The organism is Dorea sp. (genome assembly GCF_977044405.1).
The window spans coordinates 87,278-108,764 of sequence record NZ_CDRRQK010000001.1 but is presented as its reverse complement, the minus strand read 5'-3'; the positions used below and the strand labels follow the sequence as shown (position 1 = coordinate 108,764).

Here is a 21,487-nt window from a genome sequence, read left to right as displayed (position 1 = left end):
GTATGAAAAGTAAGAGAGGGATAAAAGTGGGGGAAAAAACGATTGAAAAAAATGCGATTACGGAAGGAATTATCTGGAAACAGCTTCTGATATTTTTCTTTCCGATCATGCTGGGAACATTAATTCAGCAATTATATACAACCGTAGATACGATTATTGTCGGACGTTTTGTGGGAAAAGCGGCACTGGCAAGTGTAGGCGGTCCTGCGGCGGTATTATCGACGATCGTTGTAACATTCTTTAATGGACTGGCCAATGGGGCAGCAGTTATCATTGCTCAATATTACGGTGCAAAAGACAGAAAAAGGCTGCATGTGGGATTACATACTGCATACCTGTTTTCCATCGTGATCAGTCTTGTGATATCTGTTGCTGGTGCAGTGCTTACACCGTGGTTACTGAAAATTATGAATACGCCACAGGAGATGATGGCATCATCAACGACATATCTTAGAATTTATTTTATGGGAATTTTATTTACACTGGTTTATAATATGGGTTCGGCGATCATGAGGGCTGTGGGTGATTCAAGAAGACCGCTTTTGTATCTGGTGGTTTGCTGTGTATTGAATATTGTTCTTGATATTTTCTTGGTGGTCGTACTGAAAATGGGAATTGCCGGGGCAGCACTGGCAACGGTTTTCTCACAGTGCATCAGTGCGCTGCTGGTTACATATTCACTGACGAAAGATTATGATGCTATGAAGCTTAGATGCAGGGAGCTTCGTATGGATGCAGGGGTTCTGTCTAAGGAATTGAAAATAGGGGTTCCTGGGGCATTACAGGCATGTGCTTATGGTGTGACGAATGTAGTCATCCAGGCATCTGTTAACAGCTTTGGAACAGATACCGCAGCAGGGTGGGCAGCCTATGGAAAACTGGATCTGATCTTCTGGACTGTATCCAGCGCACTTGGAGCGGCGGTAACAACTTTTGCCGGACAGAATTATGGCGCAGATAAATTGGACAGGGTATATAAGAGTATTCGTGTTAATATCGGGATTTCGTATATATTTACAGGAGCGATCATTGTGATTCTGTATGCGTTCTGTGAACCGATGTACCATATGTTTACGACGGATCCGAATGTGATTCAGATCGGAGTTTATATGCTGCGTTTTCTGGTCCCGAGCTATTTACTTAGTATCCTGCTTGAGAATCTAAGTGGAGGACTTCGTGGTGTGGGAGATGTGCTCTGGCCGACGATATTTACGTTTGGTGGTTTGTTTTTGGTCCGGCTTCCATGGATTATGATTATGACACCAATACATCATAAAGTAGAGATTCTCTTGATCAGTTATCCATTGGCATGGGGAGGAACACTTTTATTTCTGATACCGTATTATTTCTGGAAGAAGAAAAAGAGGTATAAAAGATATAATATTAGATGATTCTGAGGCTTCTTATCAGAAAACAGACACTACCGGTTGTGCAGGAAATTCCTGAAAATTGGTGGTGTTTTTGTACAGAATATGCTGAAAAATGAAAAAATGTATAATTTGTATTATAATAAAAAGCATTATATAGTATAGATAGTGGATGCACAGCAGGATGGTACAGATAGTAATCGTACTGTGCAAGAAATGTGTAAAACGTATAAAAAAAGATATAACACAATATTTGTACGTGAAATATAAGAAAAGTAAGTAGGTGAGCCGGATGAATCATAAGGATTTTATGACAAAAAGACAGGCTGAAGAAAAGATGGAATGTCTGCGGGAGGTGTTCGATGTCGTACGACTTGTGGACGGCAGGATGTTAAAAGAACGGTCAGAATGCCTTGAAAATATAGAACCATGTCAGTGCTATTCGGTCTGGCATAAGCAGGAACCGTGTGAGAACTGCATATCAATTCATGCACTGGAAGGCAAAACACAGGCATCAAAACTTGAATTCATGGATTCTGATATTTTCCAAGTATTTGCAAGATATGTAGAGATTGACGGAAAACCATACGTCATGGAGATGCTAAGAAAGCTGGAAGAAGATACACTGATTGATACGCTTGGATATGAGAAAATCGTAGAACGGCTTGCAATATACAATGAAAAGCTTTATAAAGATGCGTTGACTGGTGCCTATAACCGGCGTTATTACGAAGATGAGATGAAAAAAGTAGAAGGCGCTGCAGGAATTGCAATTCTGGATCTGGATGATTTTAAACTGTATAACGATACGCATGGACATAGCGCCGGGGACAGAGCATTGATTACGGTTGTCAAAGTAATCAAGCAGTACATACAGAAAACAGATAAGCTGATCCGGTACGGGGGAGATGAATTCCTTTTAGTAATCCCAGACATAGACAAGGATAGTTTTTCAAAAAAATTAAATAAGATACAATCAAAAATTGCAGGAACAAAAGTGCCGGGATATAACCGTATGCAGTTGTCGGTAAGTATAGGCGGGGTTATGGCAGGTGAAGAGACGGTAGAAGAGGCAGTAGTCCGTGCAGACCGGCTGATGTATCTTGCCAAGACACAGAAAAATATGGCTGTGACAGAAGGTGAAGAAGCGAAGGTTACAGAAGAACATGACGGAAAAGAGGAAGATAAGATACGGCAGCAGATTTTGATCGTAGATGATTCGGAGCTGAACCGCGAGATATTAGAAGAGATGCTGCATAATGAATACAGGATACTGGAAGCAGAAAATGGCGAAGAATGTGTGGCAATGCTTGAGCAGTATGGAACGGGAATTTCCCTGATTCTTCTGGATATCGTAATGCCGAAGATGGATGGGTTCGAAGTTCTTGCATATATGAACAGGGAAAAATGGATAGAGGATATTCCAGTTATTATGATTTCCAGCGAAGATGCGGAGAATTCCATAAGACGGGCATATGAACTGGGAGTATCAGATTATATCAGCAGACCGTTTGATTCTAAAATTGTGTACCGGCGTGTATTCAATATGATTAAGTTATATGCAAAGCAGCGCAGACTGATCAGGCTTGTGACAGACCAGATTTATGAAAAAGAAAAGAATAACCAGATGATGGTCAGTATCTTAAGCCAGGTTGTAGAGTTTAGAAATGGAGAAAGCGGACTTCATGTACTGCACATTAATAAATTGACAGGATTTCTGATAGAACACCTGGTAGAAAAGACAGATCGTTATTCACTGACCTGGGAAGATCAGTATGTAATTGCAACGGCATCAGCATTACATGATATTGGTAAAATCGGAATTGATGAAAAGATACTGAACAAGCCGGGAAGACTTACCAAAGAAGAATTTGAGATCATGAAGACACATGCACAGATTGGTGCAGATATGTTAAAATCATTGGAGCTATATAAAGATGAAGAACTAGTCAAATATGCATATGAAATCTGCAGATGGCACCATGAACGTTATGATGGAAGAGGATATCCAGATGGATTGAAGGGTGATGAGATTCCAATCTCCGCACAGGTTGTATCAATCGCTGATGTGTATGATGCGCTGGTAAGTAAGCGCGTATATAAAGATGCATACACTCACGAAGAAGCAATTCAGATGATCCTGAATGGGGAATGTGGGACATTTAATCCAATATTGCTGGAATGCCTGATGGAAATAGAAGGAAAGATTAAACAGGAAATGCAGCAGAAGAGTTCGAAAGAATATATACAGGATACGAAGATGAAACATCCCGATATAAAGGATACGCATTTTTCGGATGTGGCAATGCTTGAAAAAAGTAAATAGCGGAAAATAATTTTAGATAAAAATAGTACGGACAACAGATATCCGTACTATTTTTATGTCCAGACCTTCCGGTTTTAATCAAATTCCTGAAAACCTTCAGGAGTTTCTGAAATCTCTGGAATGGTTAAAGAATCTTTCTGATTAAAATATTTTTTGGTCTCACTGATGACAACTTTACGAAGGCCAAGAAGCGCGATCAGGTTAGGAATAACCATCAGGGCATTTGTAATATCAGCAAGCATCCAGATTGGTTCAAGTGTCATGAATGGTGCAATGGCAATTGCAAAAATGTAAATGATTTTAAAAGGCTTAATACTCTTTGTAGTTCCTGTCAGATATAAAACACAGCGTTCGCCGTAATAATTCCAGCCAAGGATAGTAGTAAATGCAAAAAAGATCAAGCCAAATGAAATCAGGTAAGTACCGATGTTAATTGGAAGTCCTGCGTTATAAGCTGCGGTCACAAGAATACTTCCACTTAATTCAGAATTATCAAGGAGTCCACTGGAAATAACAACCAGTCCAGTCATTGTGCAAACTACAATTGTTGTAAAGAATACGCTGGTCATAGAAATAAGACCCTGTTTTACGCAGGAATTGGTTTTTGCGGCAGCGGCAACGATCGGGGAACTTCCAAGTCCGGCTTCGTTTGTATATACACCGCGTGCAACGCCCATTCTCATAGCTGTCATGAATGAGATGACCGCAGTTCCCGCAGCGCCACCAAGTACAGACTCCTTGGAAAATGCACAGGCAAAAATATGTCCAAATGTAGCCGGAATTACTTTATAATTCCATACAAGAATGAGAACAGATCCACCGACAAAGAAAAGCGCCATAAAAGGAACAATGAATTCTGCTACTTTGGAAATAGATTTAATTCCGCCGAGTGTTACAACCGCAGTCATAATTGTAATGATTGCACCTACAAGCAGTACAGGAAGATGGAAAGAGGCATTCACAGATTCAGTGATTGCATTTACCTGTGGGAAAGTACCACTTCCAAGAAGTGCGGTTACAGCTCCAAAGAAAGCAAATAACTTTGCAAGCCATTTGAATTTGTCTCCAAGTCCGTTTTGTATATAGTACATAGGACCACCGGCTATTTCTCCGTTTTCATCTTTTACACGATATTTTATAGCGAGAAGACCTTCGGCATATTTTGTCGTCATACCAAGAAGTGCAGATACCCACATCCAGAAGAGGGCACCAGGACCACCAATGCGAAGAGCGGTAGCAACGCCAACAATACTTCCGGTTCCGATACAGGCTGCCAGTGTAGTACAAAGAGTTGCAAAGGAAGAAACATCCCCAACACCATCTTCCTTTTCAAAAATACACTTCAGTGCTTTTGGAAATTTCGTAAGCTGCAATCCGCCAAGCTTGATTGTAAAATAAAGTCCTGTTCCCATAAGAAGAACGAGAGTAGGGGGTCCCCAGACAGCTGTCTGGATTTTTTCTAATACATGTGTCAATGTTTCCATATAAAATTCCTCCAATATTTTTCGCTTTATTGATAATAGACGGAAGTGAAAAATATTCTTCAAAAAACACACATGATGAAAAAAATTATTTTATGTCTAAACCAATCCTAGCATAGGAGAAATAAATATGCAATGAAAGTTATTTCTTTCACGTGGTTGATATTTTTTGAACACGGGCATCAGAATTCATAATGATTAATAATTTCCAAGTTTGCTCAGATATTTGTCAATGGTATCGAGGCGTTTTTCGATTCCTTTTGCCTTGTGACTAATGGTTTCTAATAAAGCTTCAGAGACAAATTGCGGAGCAATCATAGAATTGAAAAACGTATTACTGTCTACGGGAACAGTTAGAAGCACAGTGGCATACTGGGCCAGTTCAGAACTTGGTTTATCTGTAATAACGATAATCGAAGCTCCGGCATCGTGGGCCATTTCAGCAGTAACCTTATCCTGAAGGGAATATCTTGGAAAGCTGAAAAGAATCAGGCAATCTGTCTGTGAGATATTGCACATATGGTCGATCGGGCTCATGGTAGTCGTTGTTGTCATGGTAACATGTGGAACCATCTGTTTCAGATAGAGAATAAAATAATCAGCAAGGCAGATATTTCCTCTGGTAGCTGCTATGTATTTGTGTTTACTGGAAATAATGGTATCGGCAGCCTGTTCAAAAGTCTGAATGGAATTCTGGATAAAAATCTCTTCCAGATTATGAGCAGCATTTTTAAAATGCCGGTTGATATAATCAGCAGAAGATTCCAGCTTTGCCTGCTTGGCAATTCTCTGGGAAGGCACAGTGATGCTGCTGGAGATACTAAGAACTTTATCCTGGTAATCTTTTCGAAGTGCTTTTTGAAAATCCATAAATCCGGCAAATCCGATCGTACGGCTGAAGCGTATGACAGAAGATTCGCTGACACCAAGTTTCAGGGCAATTTCGGTAGATGTCATGAAACAGGCTTCGGACGCATTGTCGAGAATATATTCGGCAATCACTTTTTGAGTTTTTGTTAGTCGTTTTGAGTGAAGTAGTTCCTTCATATTTTCCATAATCTATTCCTCCGGGGGGTTCTATTGTTAATTAGATTTAAGCATGAAACGAGGATTCTTGCAAGATGCAGAAGATATTAATTATAGAAGAAAGAACGGCATATCAAGTGAAAAAAATAACTTATTGGTGAAAAAAATAACTTTTATTGCAATGTAAAATGATATGTGCTAGTATGTAGTCAGACGGAAATGAAGAATATTATTCAACAATAATGAAATGAGAAAAATAATATTCATTCAAAAAAGAAGATGTAACGGATTATAATTTTAGGAGGTTTTTTAAAATGAAAGTAGGATGTGTAAAAGAAATTAAAAACAACGAGTTCCGTGTAGGTATGACACCAGATAACGTGAAAAGTTATGTAAATGCAGGACACGATGTTTATATCGAAAAAGGTGCTGGAGAAGGATCTGGATTCTTTGATGCTGAATATGAAGCAGCTGGGGCAAAGATGATCGATACAGCAAAGGAAGTATGGGATACTGTTGAAATGATGATTAAGGTAAAAGAGCCACTTCCGGAAGAATATCCATTATTCCACGAAGGACTGATCCTTTATACATATCTTCATCTTGCAGCAGACAAACCACAGACAGATGCTTTACTTGGAGCAAAAGTAAAAGGTGTTGCTTATGAGACACTGATTGAAAGAAACGGAAGCATTCCTCTTCTTGCTCCTATGAGCCAGATCGCAGGACGTCTGAGTATCCAGGAAGGTGCAAAATATCTTGAAAAGAGATTCGGAGGAGAAGGCGTTCTCTTAGCAGGAGTTCCGGGAACACCAAAGGCGAACATCGTAATCCTTGGTGGCGGATCTGTAGGAACAAACGCTTGTAAGATTGCTGTAGGAATGGGCGCTAATGTAACAATTATGGATATCAACCTTCAGAGACTTGCATATCTGGATGATATTTTCGGAGCACGCGTTCAGACACTTGTTTCTAATGATGCAAATATCGAGAAAGCTGTCAAAGAAGCAGATCTCGTTATCGGATGTGTTCTGATCCCTGGAAAATCAGCTCCTAAGATCTTCAAGAAAAAATATCTGAAAGAGATGAAACCAGGTGCTGTATTTGTAGACGTTGCTGTAGACCAGGGCGGATGCGGAGAGACTACAAAGGTTACATATCATGATGATCCGATCTTTATCGAAGATGGTGTTGTTCACTACTGTGTAGGAAATATGCCAGGAGCAGTTCCAAGAACATCTACAATTGCACTGACAAACGCTACACTGTCTTATGGACTGCAGATTGCAGGAAAAGGACTTGAGCAGGCTTGCAAAGATAACGAGGTTATCTATTCTGCTATCAATACATACGATGGAAAATTAACATGTAAGAACGTAGCAGACAGCTTTGACTGCTATGAATATACAGATGTAAGAACCGTATGCTAATACATACAATATAATCGCTATATAAATAAGAAGAAACTAAAACTAAATGATTAATTCCTGTGAGAAGGAAAAGCGCTGGTGTCTTGGGGGTACCAGCGCTTTTTCAGATATATTAAAAAATACATAGATAACAGTATATTTATATATAAGTTTGTATTATAAAAAGAACTTGAATATTAGTTCGTATTATGATATATTTATTTTTAACGGCGATTCAATACTTTAATTCACTAATATATGAAAGGCTATTTATAGATATATGCTATAAATAGCCTTGTTTATTAATATTATCTATTTCCTGTATTGTTAAAAAAATGTTACACTGGAAGACGGTAATCTTAAGGAAAGGGGAAAAGAAAAAATGGATTTACTTTGTAGTGTTAACTGGATAGCACTTCTTGTGTTAGCCATAACATTATTGCTGTTCAAAGTTTTGAATCAGTTAGCGATGAAGATCAACTGGACATTCGTTGTTCTGATCAGTATGGTAATGGGTGCTGTAATCGGTCTCGTATTTGCATCTGAGAATAACAGTTATCTTGTCTGGGTTGATTTGATTGGTGACATTTACATCAACGTAATTACTGCTCTGGTGGCACCAGTTATCCTGATTTCTATTATGTCAGGTTTTATTTCTTTAAATAGTAAAGAAAAAATGAGGAGTATAGGCCTTACATCTGTACTCTGGCTTCTGGCTTCATCTGCAGCAGCAATCGTTCTGTCATATATTTTTGGAGCCATTACAGGGCTTGGAAAAGGGGCAGAGGCTGTATTTGCTGATATTTCATCAGTAAGTGACAGCACAATCAGTTCTTATGAAGAACTTGCAACATCATTTGACCAGGTTATTTTGAAATTCTTCCCAACAAACGTCATCGGAGATCTTTCTAACGATAACGTTGTTGCGATCATCATCATTGCTATTGCAGTAGCTGTAGCATATGTTGGAATCTCAACAGAAGAGGGAGAAGAAAAAGTAGTCGCATTCAAGAATCTGGTAGAGGCACTGAAGAATATTATCTATCGTATTCTGGCATTTGTTATTGACCTGACTCCATTCGCAGTTCTGTGTCTGGTAGCCGGATCTGCAAGTCAGATCTTCGAGGATAAGAAGTCTCTCGTACAGCTGGTACTTCTGGTCGTTATGATCTATGTGGTATGTCTGGTACACAGCTATGGATTTAATGCGATTTTGATCAAGTTTGTTGCAAAACTTAGCCCAATCAAATTCTTTAAAAAGATTCTTCCTGCACAGATCACAGCATTTACAACTTCAAGTAGTGTTGGATCAATTCCTGCTTCTATCGAAGGTCAGAGAAAACGTGTAGGTATTGATGAGGAAATCTCAAACTTTACAACATCCCTTGGTACAACCATTGGCATGCCGGGATGTACATGTGTATGGCCAATTCTTCTGGCTATCTTCTATACCAATGCGGTAGGTATCTCATGGACAGTATCTGACTATGTAATGTTAGCTGTTGTCTGCCTGATCCTTTCACTCGGAAGTGCAGGAGTACCTGGTATCGGAGTGGTATCTGCTATGGCAGTGTTCAAAGCAGTGAACCTTCCAATCGCAGCGATCGTACTTTTGGTACCAATCAACAACATTTCAGATATGATCCGTACATTCGACAATGTAACTGCTGGTAACGTAACAGCAGCAATCGTTGCAAGAAAGATGGGCACTCTGGATGACAATATCTTTAATGCAGAAGAAAAGAAAGGAGAGAACGCATAATGAAATTGAAAAAGTCTACAATCGTACTGATCGTGTTAGCTGTCATTTTCCTTGGTCTCTCTGTAGTTTCAACAAAGTATTCTGTAACAAGAACAATCACTGCAATCGATGAGATTGGTGATATGAAACTGAATGACGATAGTATCGACAGATTTAAAAAAGCTGCTGAATATTATCAGGCATTAGATCCGAATCAGAATCTGGAAGAGAAGATCACAAATCTGAAGACCTATAAAGAAGCAAGACTGAACTACGCAAGACTTATGATCAAACAGGCTTCTCTTGCCGATAAGAAACAGGACGGAGCAGCAGATGCTGTAAAAGAAGCACGTGAAGCAGTAGATACATATGTACCTGCAGATGATAAATGGAGCATTGAAAACTATCAGGATCTTCTGGATCTGGAAGCTACATACAACAATGATGGCGGATCAGGATCCAGTGATGACGCTGGTGAAGCACCTCCGATGTGCTAATTATGATAGTATACAGGACAGGCTGCCAGGGATTGAAAATAAGGAGCCTGTCTGTATGGCATAAAAGACACGAAGTGTCTGGATGGATCTGCAGATGGCAGATCGGAAACAGTAAATGAAAAAGTTTATTTCAAACAAAAAGGAGAAAAGAGATGAAAAGAAGAGTTCTTTCATGTGTACTTGCTCTGTCTATGTCAGCTGCATTACTTGCAGGATGCGGAAGCTCATCATCTGATAGCAAGAGTACAGACAGCAAAACAGAGACAACAAAAGAAGCAAAAGCAGATACAACAAAAGCATTATCTGCAACAGATTACAACTTTGAACCAGATTATTACTTCAACACATTCAATACAAATTCCTTAAAAGACAAACCGCGTCAGGGAATCAAGACATTCAAGAGTGTTGATGAAGTTGTATACGAAGACATCACATATGATGAACTGATCGACCTGTTCCAGAAAGAAGGAACATACATGATCGCACTTTGCGGATCATGGTGCCACAACACAAGAGCTATGACACCTTCTCTTACAAAGTATGCAAAAGAGAATGGTATTGACACAATCTATACATATGACTTCAACCTGGATGACAACGAGAATGGTAATACATTCATCCGTATGTCTGACGGAAGTGAAAATGCAGGTGTAAACTACAACTACATGTATGGTGAAGTTGTAAAACAGTATCTGACAAACATTGATGACTGGATCGAGTTCCCATCAACAACAGAGAGAGCAATCTCTTATACAAATGCTAACGGTGAAACAGAGACAGTTGGAAGAATCCAGCAGCCAATCGCTTTCATCTACAACAAAGACAACACAACAAACTACAGCGACAATAAAGATGACAATGCTGAAAAATTCCCAGTAATGTACGCGTTCGAGAAGATGGTAGAGCGTGACAAAGATGGTGTATACACAAAAGAGTATGACGATGAAGGTAATGAAGTTACAGATAAAAACGGAGATCCTGTAAAGAATTACTGTACAAAGGAATACAATGCAGAGATGAAGAAGATGTTTGATTTCATCAAAGATAACAACATCGAATTCACAGAGTACTCTAAAGAAGAATTTGTTCGTGAGAACTACCCAGCTCTTAAGGATGCTGAGAAAGTTAACATCAAGACTGTAACATATCGTCAGTTTGCATGGCTGTTACAGCAAGATGGAAACGCTATCTACATGGTAGGCGGACCATACGATGAAGCTACACAGAACGAAATCGCTGATGTAAATGCTAAGGCAGTTGAAAATGATGTAAATGTATACTTATGGGATCCATACGTTGATGGAAAGATCAGCGAGGATGACTGGGGATACAAGAATACAGGCGATATCATGAAGAGCGACAGCATTGGATTCATGTACACAACTCTGATCGAGAACTCTCTTACAAACCTTACAACAGACGAGTTCGAAGCAGGTGCTGCCGATGCAAGCCTGACATACAAGAACGATGCTGGTGAAGAAGCAACTGTTCCTGTAATCAAATCACCATTTGTATTCTCATTCAACAAGGATGCAACAGATGAGGACGGAATCGCAGCTCCAGTTACAGCTTACAGCGAAAAAGCAGATACACTTGATGCTGTATTTGAAGCTTACGCTGACGGAATTGCAAAATAATTATATCAATGATGTATAAGCCGGAGTGATCTGGATTACAAAAGTGATGAATAAAAGGGAGGTGTTACTTCGGTAACATCTTCCTTTTTGCGTTGCCATGCTGGAAGAATCAGATGACTGGGGATAAGGGATTAAATACGAGCTCTTTTATGAGAATCAAGTAGCATGTGTAGAAAAATCTGGTTATAATAAAGAAGGTATATTTGGAGTCGGGATATGCTTTTACAGATTTTGTAGAGAATAAGCTTAGAATAAGAATAAAAGGAAAGTATAAGATATGAAGAAAAGAATGAAAAAGATAAGTATATTTTGTCTGACAGGAATGCTTGCTCTTGGACTGTGGGCATGCAGTTCTTCGAAAGATGGTTCAGCTGACAGCAGCACATCTGAGACAGCAAAGATCAAAGATTCCTCAGAAGAAGGAAGCAAGACAGAGAAAAATACCGGTAACAGTTCGGAAGAACAGGAAATTGGAGAGAATGGATTCCCTGTCAATATGCCACAGTTTACAACGAAAGATATGGATGGAAATAAAGTGACGAATGATATATTTGCAGAGTATGATCTTACAGTTGTAAATTTCTGGGCAACATACTGTAATCCATGTATCGATGAATTACCAGAACTGGCAGAGTGGAAAAAAGAACTTCCGGATAATGTGAATCTGATCGGGCTTCTGGTTGATGTTGATGAAAAGGGCAGCGAGCAGTATAAGCTGGCAGAAAAGATCATCAGTCAGACAGGAGCAGATTATCAGCACCTGATCGCAACGGAAGAATTTGACGATATAATCAGTAATCTGGTCGGTGTGCCGACGACATTTTTCGTGGACAGTACAGGAAAGATCATCGGGGAACCATTTGCCGGAGCGGATGTCAGTGCATACAAACAGACGGTAGAGGATTATCTGAATGGAAAATAATAACAGAGATACGAACAAAGGAATAGAAGAAGGAACGAGACGGCTGATTGCCGGAGTACTATTGGTTGTGGCGGTTATGATGATCATATATGGGATGTACAGAGGGGAAGTATCCATTGTATTGAACAAAGCGATCAATGTGTGTCTGGAATGTATTGGTCTGGGATAAAAAGTAAGTATGGGAAAATTAACATTTGAAATAAAACGAAAAATCATACAGGTTGCAGCATTCGGATACTCCAATCTGTACCTCGGTAATTTTCTGGATGGAAGATTATATAAAGGAAAATGGAAAAGTTTCTGCAATCCGGGAATGAACTGTTATTCCTGTCCGGCAGCGACCACGGCATGCCCGATCGGGGCGATGCAGGCGGTGAACGGTTCGATTGATTTTAAGATGAGCTTTTATGTCTGGGGAATGATCCTGGCATTCGGAGTCGTTCTGGGACGCGCGGTCTGCGGTTTCTTATGTCCGTTCGGACTGATACAGGAACTGTTATATAAAATTCCGTTTCCAAAGAAAAAATTATGGAAGGGATTTACCTGGATTAAATATATCCTGCTCGTTGTATTTGTCCTGATACTTCCAGTTGTAAAGACAAATGTTGTCGGAAGCGGTGCGCCTGCGTTTTGTGAATATATCTGTCCGGTCGGGACACTGGAAGGAGGAATTCCACTCCTTTCCACACATCCGGAACTCCGCCGGGTGATTGGGACACTATTTTCCGTGAAAATGGTGATACTGGTGATTACACTTGCAGGATGCTTAAGTATTTGCAGATTCTTCTGTAAAGTAATGTGCCCACTTGGAGCAATATACGGTATCCTGAATAAAGTCAGCATCTTTCGCATGAATGTGGACGGGGACAAATGTATACATTGTGGTAAATGTACACATGTCTGCCCGATGGATGTGGATCCGGTAAAGACACCGGATTCCGCGGAATGTATCCGCTGTGGTAAATGTGTGAGTGCGTGTCCGGAAGATGTGTTGAAATTGGGGATAAGACAGAATGAATCCGGAAAATAAGAAGTGCTGACAGGTTAAAATTGTATAAAATAGACGGAAAATTCGAAAAAAACTTGAAAAAAATGTGCACAATCCTATAATGAAGGTAGGTTAAGGAAATGTTAAGAAACAAAGGACATTGGAGGTGTTGGTATGATTAGTTTTATCATTTGCTTGGCGCTGCTTATAGGAGGGTATTTTGTCTATGGTAAAGTGGTTGAGAACACTTTTGCACCGGATGACAGAGAGACACCGGCGGTCCGGATCAATGACGGTGTCGATTATGTGGTAATGCCACAGTGGAAGTTGTTCCTGGTACAGCTGTTGAATATTGCAGGTCTGGGACCAATTTTCGGAGCTATGCAGGGTGCGTTATGGGGACCGGTTGTATTCCTGTGGATTACATTTGGTACGATCTTTGCAGGTGGTGTGCATGACTATTTTTCAGGTATGCTTTCTGAAAGAAATGACGGAGCATCCATTTCTGAAGTGTGCGGAATTTATCTCGGAAATGTAATGAAGAATGTGATGCGTGTATTCAGTGTTGTACTTCTGGTCATGGTTGGTACGGTATTTGCAGTAGGACCGGCGGGACTGATCGTTACATTGCTTGGAAATAAAGGTGTGACAGGAGCACTGGCGAATCCTGAAGTATGGCTTTGGATCATCCTTGCATATTATTTTATTGCAACATTTATTTCCATCGATAAGATCATCGGACGTATCTATCCATTGTTTGGTATCTGTCTGATAGTTATGGCAGTCGGTGTTATCTTTGGTATCTTTATGAATCCGAATTATACGATTCCTGAGATCTGGACGCATTTTACCAACATGCATCCGGCAGGAAAACCAATCTGGAGCTTTATGTTCATTACTGTAGCATGTGGAGCCATTTCCGGATTCCATTCTACACAGTCACCACTGATGGCACGTTGTATGAAATCTGAGAAACAGGGACATTTCGTATTCTATGGTGCGATGGTTGCAGAAGGTGTGATCGCACTGATCTGGGCAGCAGCAGGCTGTTCTATCTATAAAGTTACAGGCGGACTGAATACGGGGCTGAATGATATTCTTGCAAATGGTCAGTCAGCAGCAATCTATGATGTATGTATCAAGACGATGGGCAGCGTCGGTGTTGCACTTGCAATGATCGGAGTTATTGTATGCCCGATTACTTCCGGTGATACAGCATTCCGTAGTGCACGTCTGGTACTGGCAGACTGGTTCAAAGTTGATCAGAATAAGATGCAGAAACGTCTGATGTTATGTATTCCGCTTCTGGCAGTCGGAGCATTTGTCGGACATCTGGATTATGCAATCGTATGGAGATACTTCAGCTGGACAAACCAGACACTGGCTATGATCGTTCTGTGGACAGCAAGTATGTATCTGTTCCGCGAGAAGAAGAATTACTGGATCACAGCGGTACCGGCAACATTCATGAGTGCAGTTTCTATGACATATTTCTTCTGTGCAGAAGAGTGCCTGGGACTTTCCACGAAGGTTGCTTATCCAGTAGGAATTATTCTGGCAGCAGTATTCCTTGGAATCTTTATCCATGCGACAAAGAAGCCAATGAAAGCATAGTTACAAGACAGAGTAATTTGAATCGCCATGCGTTCGAAAGAAGCTGCCAGTGGCAGGTTCTGTAGATACATAAAAGACAGAAAGAAACTGACAGAAATGAGATGATGAAGAGATGAAACCACAAAGACTGGGTAATGTATCGATTCCGGATGAAGAATTGATAAAAGATAAAAAAGAATGTAAGAAGATCGGACCTTGTGGAATTGGGAAAAAGGCGGTGTATCTTAGCAGTTTCTATATTGACAGAAGATATTACATACCGATCAGTTCTGTAAAAAGGATTTTCAAAAGAATCGCCATGAGTAAGGGTGGATTTACAGGAAAAGGTGTATTCGGTACATTATCCTATCTTGTGGTCGTATACGAGGACGGAAAAGAAAAGCAATGTAACTTCAAACATGAAGAAGATGTAGACAGGTTTCTTGCCTATATAGAGGAAGAATATCCGGAGATTCCGGTACACAGTCTTGAAGCTGAGCGGAAGCTGGCAGAGAAGGAAAGATGGCTGGCAGAAAAGCAAAGAGAAAGAAAGGTATCGGAGGAAACGAAAAGATGTCTTGTGAAGTTGGAACAGGCAGAACAGTATCTGAAAAAACAATCGGATTTCTATATGGACTTGAGTCAGTCGGCCAAGAAAAAGCGTATTTACGACAGAAGTAATCCGGCGTATAAATGGGTAGCTCTTGCAATCGTACTGATGGGCGGCGCAGCATTTATCTATGGTATCTATGCACTGACGACGCATGCGGGATTTGGAATGTATTTCCTTTTGTTCGGTCTGGCCGCAATCTTCTTGTTTGCCGGAGCGAATGTACTTCCGACTTCGAAGAATAATAAGAATTATATTGAGAAGCATCTGACGGAATCCATCCGTCAGATGGAAGATTATATCAGAGAATATCCGGATTTCCCGGTACCGGCTCACTATGCACATCCGGTTGTGTTAAAGAGAATGCAGGAAATTATGAAAGAGGGGCGTGCGAGAAATATCCCGGAAGCATTACAGGTCTTGAAAAAAGATCTGAAAGCGTTGAATTCCAGCGTGGTCGTCGAGAAAGAAGAGTATGACGAAGTGGTAGCGATCAAACCGATGTTTCTGGTGATGGATTATAAATAAAATAATGGTAAACGGATTTTGAAATATGGCTGGCATATATCATGAAAGAATATATGCCAGCCATATTTTATACGTCATGCATTCAAAAGAAGCTGCCAGTGGCAGGTGCCTAGATTCTAAGTTTAAATATATATGCCAAAACCAGGAATAGTATTGCGATACATTTCACACCAATAGACACTCCGACATACCCCGGCAACAAATATCCTTTTTGCTTGTTCCCTGATATTAAAGAAATAATATCGATTATGAAAAAGACGATTAGAACGATTGCAGCACCGAAGATCAGCAGCATAGCATCACCATTATTATGTGTCAGTGCAGTTATGACTCCAACATTTGTAATTGACATCCAACTGTAGATTAGATATGTCATACATACGAAATTAAAAATAATATCAAATAAGACTTTTTTATCTTTCTTCATTTTAATTGCCCCTTTCTTTAAAGAGATTTGCTAATAGCCGGCATCATTATCAAATATTTTTTTCTTTTCTTGTCTATAATATAAACTGTCAAGTAACTTGAAAGTCAATAGTTTTGGAAAAATAATTTGTAACTGCTTGTGTATTGTGGAAAAATCAGAATGTTGGTATAATAAGAACATATATTCGAGATGAGAAAAGGAAGGAGGAGAACAGGCATGACGGATAAAGAACAGCGAAGCTATATCGCAATTGACCTGAAATCATTTTACGCATCGGTAGAATGTAAAGAAAGAGAGCTGGATCCGATGACAACCAATCTGGTAGTAGCGGACAAAAGCCGCACGGAAAAGACCATCTGTCTGGCAGTGTCTCCTTCTTTGAAATCGTACGGGATACCGGGCCGTGCCAGACTCTTCGAGGTCGTGCAGAAGGTAAAAGAAGTGAATAAAAGAAGAATCTGCATGGCACCCGGAAAACAGTTTGCAGGAACTTCCGTAGATAATGAAGAAATAAAACTACATCCGGAATTGGAACTGGATTATATCACAGCAGTTCCGAGGATGGCATTATATATGAAATACAGTACGGAGATATATAACATTTATCTGAAATACGTTGCATCGGAGGATATCCATGTCTATTCCATCGACGAGGTATTCATGGATGTGACTGATTATCTGAATACTTACCGTATGACGGCGAGGGAGCTGGCTGGGAAGATCATTCGGGAAATCCAGCAGGAGACGTCGATTGCGGCAACTGCCGGAATCGGAACGAATCTGTACCTGTGTAAAGTTGCCATGGATATTGTGGCGAAGCATATCGAGCCGGATCAGAATGGGGTGAGGATCGCAGAACTTACAGAAATTTCTTATAGGAAGCTCTTGTGGGCACATCAGCCGATCACGGATTTCTGGCGTGTGGGACCGGGGTATGCGAAGAAGCTTGCGGAAGTCGGATTATTCACCATGGGAGATGTGGCAAGATGCTCGCTTGGGAAAACAGGAGATTATTATAATGAAGATCTGCTGTACCGGTTGTTTGGCATCAATGCAGAACTTCTGATTGATCATGCATGGGGATGGGAGCCTTGCACGATCGCAGATGTGAAGGCGTATAAGCCTGAGAATAACAGTATGGGTGCGGGACAGGTACTGCACTGTCCATATGATTTCGAACAGACAAAGATCGTGGTAAAGGAAATGATTGACCAGCTGGCGCTGGATCTGGTGGATAAGTGTCTTGTGACAGATCAGATCGTTCTGACGATCGGATATGACATCAAGAATCTGGAAGAAGGAATGAAGAAAAATGTAGGAGAGATTACGACAGACTGGTATGGCAGGAAGCTGCCGAAACATGCACACGGAACCGCTAATCTGAAGCAGCATACTTCTTCATCGAGACTGATGACACAGGCAGTTGTAAAGCTGTATCATGAAATTGTGAATCCGGATCTTCTGATCCGCCGGATTACGATGGCAGCGAATCATGTGATCAGCGAGAAAGAGGTCCAGGAAGAACAGCGGTATGAACAGATGAATCTCTTTACAGATTTTGGAACTGCAAAGAAGGAAAAGGAAGAGAAGAATGAGAAGCTGGAACGGGAAAAGAAGATGCAGAAGGCGATGCTGGATATCAAGAAAAAATATGGGAAGAATGCAATCTTAAAAGGAATGAATCTGCAGGAGGATGGAACTGCGATGGAACGGAACCGGCAGATCGGAGGACATAAAGCGTGAGAAAGGAAAATATTTCGAAAGAAAATATTCCAACAAAACGGATTCTGCAAGAAAGAGAATCGGTAAAAAATATTTCTAAGGAAAACAGGATACAATTTTCTGGAAAATTGCAGAGATCAGTAATGGAAGTACAGCGGAAATATGGTGATATCCTGGGCTTTCCGCATCATGTATCGGAGACACATCCGCTGATGCCGACAGCAGACCGGGCAGCTCAGTTTGCACCATTTGCGGCTCTGACCGGATATAAGGAAGCAATCGAAGAGACAGAGCGGATAGCAGAGGAAAAAGTCGAGCGGGAATACGAATAAAGACAAAAAATAGAAGCAATGGAAAAGATATGGTGAATTTCTTGACCTTCAAGCGGCTTGAAGGAATATAATCACCTTAACAAAAAGAGAGAAGGATACAGATATCCGGAACAGGGGAAGGTGAGAGTATGGAAGATACGGGAAAGCTTGAAGAAAGAAATAAAATTGTTTCTGAGCTCCAGACAATAATAAAAGAACGGATTGAATTAAAAGAAATTGAAATACCGGGAACCATTACATTTCGGGTTATGTCTGTGGATGGCGGGAATGTATCGGTGGGAGCCGGTGAAGTGCTTCTGCTCCGTTACAGTGCGACTCATCTGGAATACAGTCATGAGTTGGAAGACGAGAACCAGAAATTTCATATGGCAGTTCATATCATTTATTGTAAAGAGCGGAAAGGTTTGTTTGGAAAAGTAAAGTACAAGACGATAAAACACCGCAAAGAAATCATTACAGAAGCAGACTGGAAAAATGGAAAGAAGGTGTCAATTTATGAAGATTAAGGAGGTAGAAAAACAGGTTGGCATTTCCAAGGCGAATATAAGATTCTACGAAGAAGAAGGACTGATCCATCCGGCACGTAATCAGGAAAATAATTACCGGGAGTATTCAGAAGCAGATGTAGAACAGCTTCAGGAAATTAAAAAGTTGCGTCTGATCGGTATTCCGATACAGGAGATCAAAGAAATCTATGAAGACAGACTGACCTTGCAGGAAGCGTTGTCTCACAGACTGGACGAAATCGAAAAAGAAGAACGTACATTAAAGGAAACGAAACTGACCTGCCAGAAAGCATTGAAAAGTAAGCTTGATATTACATCGATCGATCAGCTTGAGATTGAGGAAGAAAAAGAAGAGTGGCAGGTACGTCTGGCAATTCTTTTGAAAGAGGATATTGTACAGAAGAAATTAAGCAGGGATGAGATGAACAATGAGATTGCATGCTTTTTCATTGCAGGAACGATCTTAAGTGCGATATCTATATGGCTGCTCCCGAAAGATTATATCGAAACACATCTTTATGTCGGGCTGATTTCACTTGCAGCTGTGGTAGGTCTGCTGATCATAGGAACATGTTCGGCGAATATGAAAGTGCATTTGACATTGTTACTTCTGGGGGCAGTTGTACAGCCTGTCGGACTTTTTACAATCGGAACATTGATGGGAAGAGGATATATGGTGTGTCGTGATACGGCGGTATTGAAGCAGTATGTGATCTACCTGTATGGTGGGGCATTTATTCTTGCAATCATATTGTGGATGGGTTCAAAGCTGAACCGCTATATCCTGAACAAACTCTGGATCAGTATGCTTACAAGCCTGATCATGGCAGGAGTGATGACGCTGATGCTGAATCAGAAGTATGGTCATTTGATGGAAACCGGTGAACTTATCGTCGGATTCCTGTGTGCGGTTATTTACCTGTCTGCAGTATCCGGAACATGGACACTGGCGAATACAGACTGGGGAAAATATAACCGGTATCATGCAGTGTATACATCGAACAAGATGATTAATGTATTCGCAACGGTATTCAATGCAGCCGGATACTATAGTGGAAAGAACTGGAGGAGATAGCAGATATGAATTATATTACATTTAATGAGGTTATTGAAGTGAATGGATTGCTGGAGGAGAAAGGGCTGAATTTTAAGGTTCACTTGAGAGATGCCTGTGGAAAACAGTCCTGCTGGATCGAACCGTTAGGAAACTGTGCTTGTGAAGGACGGTATGAGGAGATGTATCAGGTTGTGGAGGAATATTTTGAAAGTAAGGGGCAGAAAATTGAGTTTGATGAGACGAAGTTGAATTTTTTTGTTGGGTAGTATTATAAAAGGTATTGTAAAATGTTTATTTATATATTAATCTATACCAAAGCATATTTCAAGAGAAATCTGAGGTATAGAACCCATATATACCATCTATATTCTAATTACATTTCGGAAATCTATGCTTTTTATACCAATCAATTGTAAAGGGCAGGAGATGACTGAAAGTGTAAGTAAGATATCCTCCTGCATATAGGAGGAAACTGAATATGGCGAGAAGAAAGAGTCAGAAGAGACATAACAAAAAGTATCAGGTAAATGATCGTCAACTAAAGGCAAAACGAGTGTATAAAGATACGATTTTTAGAATGTTGTATCATGATAAAGAAAATTTACTGTCATTGTATAATGCAGTAAATGGAAAAGATTACAAGAATCCGGATGAACTGCAGATAGTTACATTAGAAAATGCAATCTATATGGGAATGAAGAATGATTTGGCGTTTATTATGGATATGAATTTATATCTGTATGAGCATCAGTCAACGTACAATCCCTAATATACCACTCAGAAATTTATTCTATGTTGCGGAAGAATATCAAAAATTAGTTGTTAAGAAATCTCTATATTCAACCGCAATACAAAAGATACCAACACCAAGATTCATTGTATTTTATAATGGGACTCAAGAAGTAGAAGATTACAGTGAATTCCGGTTATCTTCGGCTTATGAGAAGCCAACAGAAGATCCAGATCTGGAATTAAAATTCACTTCCACAGGCAGTGCTTGGCGGATGTACGGTTATGATGTTTGGATCGATCATGTATGAAGGAATCAAGATGCTGAAAGAGTGCAAATTCGATGACAGAACGATGATCATCGTATCACTGTCATTCAGTATCGGAGTTGGTCTGACACAGACATCCGGGAACTTCTTTGCAGCATTCCCAAGTGCGGTAGGAGATGTATTTAATGGAAATGCGGTGGCAGGAGTGTTCGTGGTATCGTTACTTTTGAGTCTGTTTTTGCCGAAGAAGACGAAGGTGGAGTAGAAGAGAAGATACAACAATAGAATAATAAAGAAAAAAGATTATCTGGAGAAAAATA

General features: G+C 40.2%; 18 protein-coding genes and 2 pseudogenes. 18 read left to right on the top strand and 2 right to left on the bottom strand.

Translation table 11 applies throughout. The features are described from left to right. Window positions 1–2: 2 nt before the first annotated feature. A complete protein-coding gene (locus ACWJAF_RS00560; protein ID WP_448861478.1) occupies window positions 3–1,391 on the top strand; it encodes an MATE family efflux transporter in 1,389 nt (462 codons plus the stop codon). 268 nt (window positions 1,392–1,659) lie between these two features. Beyond that, window positions 1,660–3,693, top strand: a complete 2,034-nt coding sequence (locus ACWJAF_RS00555) for a diguanylate cyclase domain-containing protein (RefSeq protein ID WP_448861476.1) — start codon at window positions 1,660–1,662, stop codon at window positions 3,691–3,693. A 74-nt stretch (window positions 3,694–3,767) separates the two neighbouring features. Here ACWJAF_RS00555 and ACWJAF_RS00550 read toward each other — a convergent pair whose 3' ends face one another. Together ACWJAF_RS00550 and ACWJAF_RS00545 are read right to left on the bottom strand one after the other, a co-directional pair. Beyond that, window positions 3,768–5,177 (bottom strand): alanine/glycine:cation symporter family protein, encoded by a 1,410-nt coding sequence (locus ACWJAF_RS00550; protein ID WP_296033083.1) that lies wholly within the window; start codon window positions 5,175–5,177, stop codon window positions 3,768–3,770. A gap of 195 nt (window positions 5,178–5,372) precedes the next feature. After that, complete coding sequence (locus ACWJAF_RS00545; RefSeq protein ID WP_296033082.1) at window positions 5,373–6,230, bottom strand: MurR/RpiR family transcriptional regulator; 858 nt, start codon at window positions 6,228–6,230, stop codon at window positions 5,373–5,375. A gap of 284 nt (window positions 6,231–6,514) precedes the next feature. Between ACWJAF_RS00545 and ald the strand changes: the two genes are divergently transcribed. From ald to ACWJAF_RS00465, 16 genes and pseudogenes are all read left to right on the top strand, one after another. Next, window positions 6,515–7,630 (top strand): alanine dehydrogenase, encoded by a 1,116-nt coding sequence (gene ald, locus ACWJAF_RS00540; protein ID WP_296033079.1) that lies wholly within the window; start codon window positions 6,515–6,517, stop codon window positions 7,628–7,630. Window positions 7,631–7,991: 361 nt separating this feature from the next. Continuing rightward, the gene (locus ACWJAF_RS00535) at window positions 7,992–9,371 is read left to right on the top strand and encodes a dicarboxylate/amino acid:cation symporter (protein ID WP_448861473.1); all 1,380 of its coding nucleotides are present in this window, start codon (window positions 7,992–7,994) and stop codon (window positions 9,369–9,371) included. Beyond that, window positions 9,371–9,847, top strand: a complete 477-nt coding sequence (locus ACWJAF_RS00530) for a hypothetical protein (protein WP_296033075.1) — start codon at window positions 9,371–9,373, stop codon at window positions 9,845–9,847. The genes ACWJAF_RS00535 and ACWJAF_RS00530 overlap by 1 nt, the downstream gene beginning before the upstream one ends. A gap of 152 nt (window positions 9,848–9,999) precedes the next feature. Then, window positions 10,000–11,484 (top strand): hypothetical protein, encoded by a 1,485-nt coding sequence (locus ACWJAF_RS00525; RefSeq protein ID WP_448861470.1) that lies wholly within the window; start codon window positions 10,000–10,002, stop codon window positions 11,482–11,484. Between the two features lie 277 nt (window positions 11,485–11,761). Further along, window positions 11,762–12,406 carry a redoxin domain-containing protein gene (locus ACWJAF_RS00520; RefSeq protein ID WP_448861469.1) on the top strand — a complete coding sequence of 215 codons (645 nt, stop codon included), beginning with the start codon at window positions 11,762–11,764 and terminating at the stop codon, window positions 12,404–12,406. Continuing rightward, window positions 12,396–12,575 (top strand): CD1871A family CXXC motif-containing protein, encoded by a 180-nt coding sequence (locus ACWJAF_RS00515; protein ID WP_296033069.1) that lies wholly within the window; start codon window positions 12,396–12,398, stop codon window positions 12,573–12,575. The genes ACWJAF_RS00520 and ACWJAF_RS00515 overlap by 11 nt, the downstream gene beginning before the upstream one ends. A gap of 9 nt (window positions 12,576–12,584) precedes the next feature. Continuing rightward, window positions 12,585–13,436 carry a 4Fe-4S binding protein gene (locus ACWJAF_RS00510; protein WP_448861467.1) on the top strand — a complete coding sequence of 284 codons (852 nt, stop codon included), beginning with the start codon at window positions 12,585–12,587 and terminating at the stop codon, window positions 13,434–13,436. Between the two features lie 132 nt (window positions 13,437–13,568). Continuing rightward, the gene (locus ACWJAF_RS00505; RefSeq protein WP_448861465.1) at window positions 13,569–15,008 is read left to right on the top strand and encodes a carbon starvation CstA family protein; all 1,440 of its coding nucleotides are present in this window, start codon (window positions 13,569–13,571) and stop codon (window positions 15,006–15,008) included. Window positions 15,009–15,120: 112 nt separating this feature from the next. Next, on the top strand, window positions 15,121–16,125 hold the full coding sequence (locus ACWJAF_RS00500; protein ID WP_448861463.1) for an ATPase P: 1,005 nt from the start codon (window positions 15,121–15,123) through the stop codon (window positions 16,123–16,125). Between the two features lie 643 nt (window positions 16,126–16,768). Beyond that, window positions 16,769–18,295, top strand: a complete 1,527-nt coding sequence (locus tag ACWJAF_RS00495) for a Y-family DNA polymerase (RefSeq protein WP_448861461.1) — start codon at window positions 16,769–16,771, stop codon at window positions 18,293–18,295. A 122-nt stretch (window positions 18,296–18,417) separates the two neighbouring features. Then, window positions 18,418–18,606 (top strand): hypothetical protein, encoded by a 189-nt coding sequence (locus ACWJAF_RS00490; RefSeq protein WP_296094797.1) that lies wholly within the window; start codon window positions 18,418–18,420, stop codon window positions 18,604–18,606. 128 nt (window positions 18,607–18,734) lie between these two features. After that, window positions 18,735–19,112, top strand: a complete 378-nt coding sequence (locus ACWJAF_RS00485) for a hypothetical protein (RefSeq protein WP_448861459.1) — start codon at window positions 18,735–18,737, stop codon at window positions 19,110–19,112. Then, window positions 19,102–20,187, top strand: coding sequence for a MerR family transcriptional regulator (locus tag ACWJAF_RS00480; RefSeq protein ID WP_448861457.1), 1,086 nt, complete (start codon window positions 19,102–19,104; stop codon window positions 20,185–20,187). The genes ACWJAF_RS00485 and ACWJAF_RS00480 overlap by 11 nt, the downstream gene beginning before the upstream one ends. A gap of 5 nt (window positions 20,188–20,192) precedes the next feature. Then, window positions 20,193–20,435 (top strand): RDAC family protein, encoded by a 243-nt coding sequence (locus ACWJAF_RS00475; protein WP_296033060.1) that lies wholly within the window; start codon window positions 20,193–20,195, stop codon window positions 20,433–20,435. Window positions 20,436–20,647: 212 nt separating this feature from the next. Next, window positions 20,648–21,152, top strand: a pseudogene (locus ACWJAF_RS00470) (hypothetical protein); the annotation flags it as partial. Then, window positions 21,145–21,432: pseudogene (locus ACWJAF_RS00465) on the top strand (solute carrier family 23 protein); the annotation flags it as partial. The pseudogenes ACWJAF_RS00470 and ACWJAF_RS00465, both read left to right, overlap by 8 nt. Window positions 21,433–21,487: the final 55 nt, after the last annotated feature.

What these genes read in the sequence shown, in the direction of transcription:
- ACWJAF_RS00560 (WP_448861478.1), top strand. Translation starts at nt 3, where the DNA reads ATGAAAAGTAAGAGAGGGATAAAAGTGGGGGAAAAAACGATTGAAAAA.
- ACWJAF_RS00555 (WP_448861476.1), top strand. Translation starts at nt 1,660, where the DNA reads ATGAATCATAAGGATTTTATGACAAAAAGACAGGCTGAAGAAAAGATG.
- ACWJAF_RS00550 (WP_296033083.1), bottom strand. Translation starts at nt 5,177, where the DNA reads ATGGAAACATTGACACATGTATTAGAAAAAATCCAGACAGCTGTCTGG.
- ACWJAF_RS00545 (WP_296033082.1), bottom strand. Translation starts at nt 6,230, where the DNA reads ATGGAAAATATGAAGGAACTACTTCACTCAAAACGACTAACAAAAACT.
- ald (WP_296033079.1), top strand. Translation starts at nt 6,515, where the DNA reads ATGAAAGTAGGATGTGTAAAAGAAATTAAAAACAACGAGTTCCGTGTA.
- ACWJAF_RS00535 (WP_448861473.1), top strand. Translation starts at nt 7,992, where the DNA reads ATGGATTTACTTTGTAGTGTTAACTGGATAGCACTTCTTGTGTTAGCC.
- ACWJAF_RS00530 (WP_296033075.1), top strand. Translation starts at nt 9,371, where the DNA reads ATGAAATTGAAAAAGTCTACAATCGTACTGATCGTGTTAGCTGTCATT.
- ACWJAF_RS00525 (WP_448861470.1), top strand. Translation starts at nt 10,000, where the DNA reads ATGAAAAGAAGAGTTCTTTCATGTGTACTTGCTCTGTCTATGTCAGCT.
- ACWJAF_RS00520 (WP_448861469.1), top strand. Translation starts at nt 11,762, where the DNA reads ATGAAGAAAAGAATGAAAAAGATAAGTATATTTTGTCTGACAGGAATG.
- ACWJAF_RS00515 (WP_296033069.1), top strand. Translation starts at nt 12,396, where the DNA reads ATGGAAAATAATAACAGAGATACGAACAAAGGAATAGAAGAAGGAACG.
- ACWJAF_RS00510 (WP_448861467.1), top strand. Translation starts at nt 12,585, where the DNA reads ATGGGAAAATTAACATTTGAAATAAAACGAAAAATCATACAGGTTGCA.
- ACWJAF_RS00505 (WP_448861465.1), top strand. Translation starts at nt 13,569, where the DNA reads ATGATTAGTTTTATCATTTGCTTGGCGCTGCTTATAGGAGGGTATTTT.
- ACWJAF_RS00500 (WP_448861463.1), top strand. Translation starts at nt 15,121, where the DNA reads ATGAAACCACAAAGACTGGGTAATGTATCGATTCCGGATGAAGAATTG.
- ACWJAF_RS00495 (WP_448861461.1), top strand. Translation starts at nt 16,769, where the DNA reads ATGACGGATAAAGAACAGCGAAGCTATATCGCAATTGACCTGAAATCA.
- ACWJAF_RS00490 (WP_296094797.1), top strand. Translation starts at nt 18,418, where the DNA reads ATGGAAGTACAGCGGAAATATGGTGATATCCTGGGCTTTCCGCATCAT.
- ACWJAF_RS00485 (WP_448861459.1), top strand. Translation starts at nt 18,735, where the DNA reads ATGGAAGATACGGGAAAGCTTGAAGAAAGAAATAAAATTGTTTCTGAG.
- ACWJAF_RS00480 (WP_448861457.1), top strand. Translation starts at nt 19,102, where the DNA reads ATGAAGATTAAGGAGGTAGAAAAACAGGTTGGCATTTCCAAGGCGAAT.
- ACWJAF_RS00475 (WP_296033060.1), top strand. Translation starts at nt 20,193, where the DNA reads ATGAATTATATTACATTTAATGAGGTTATTGAAGTGAATGGATTGCTG.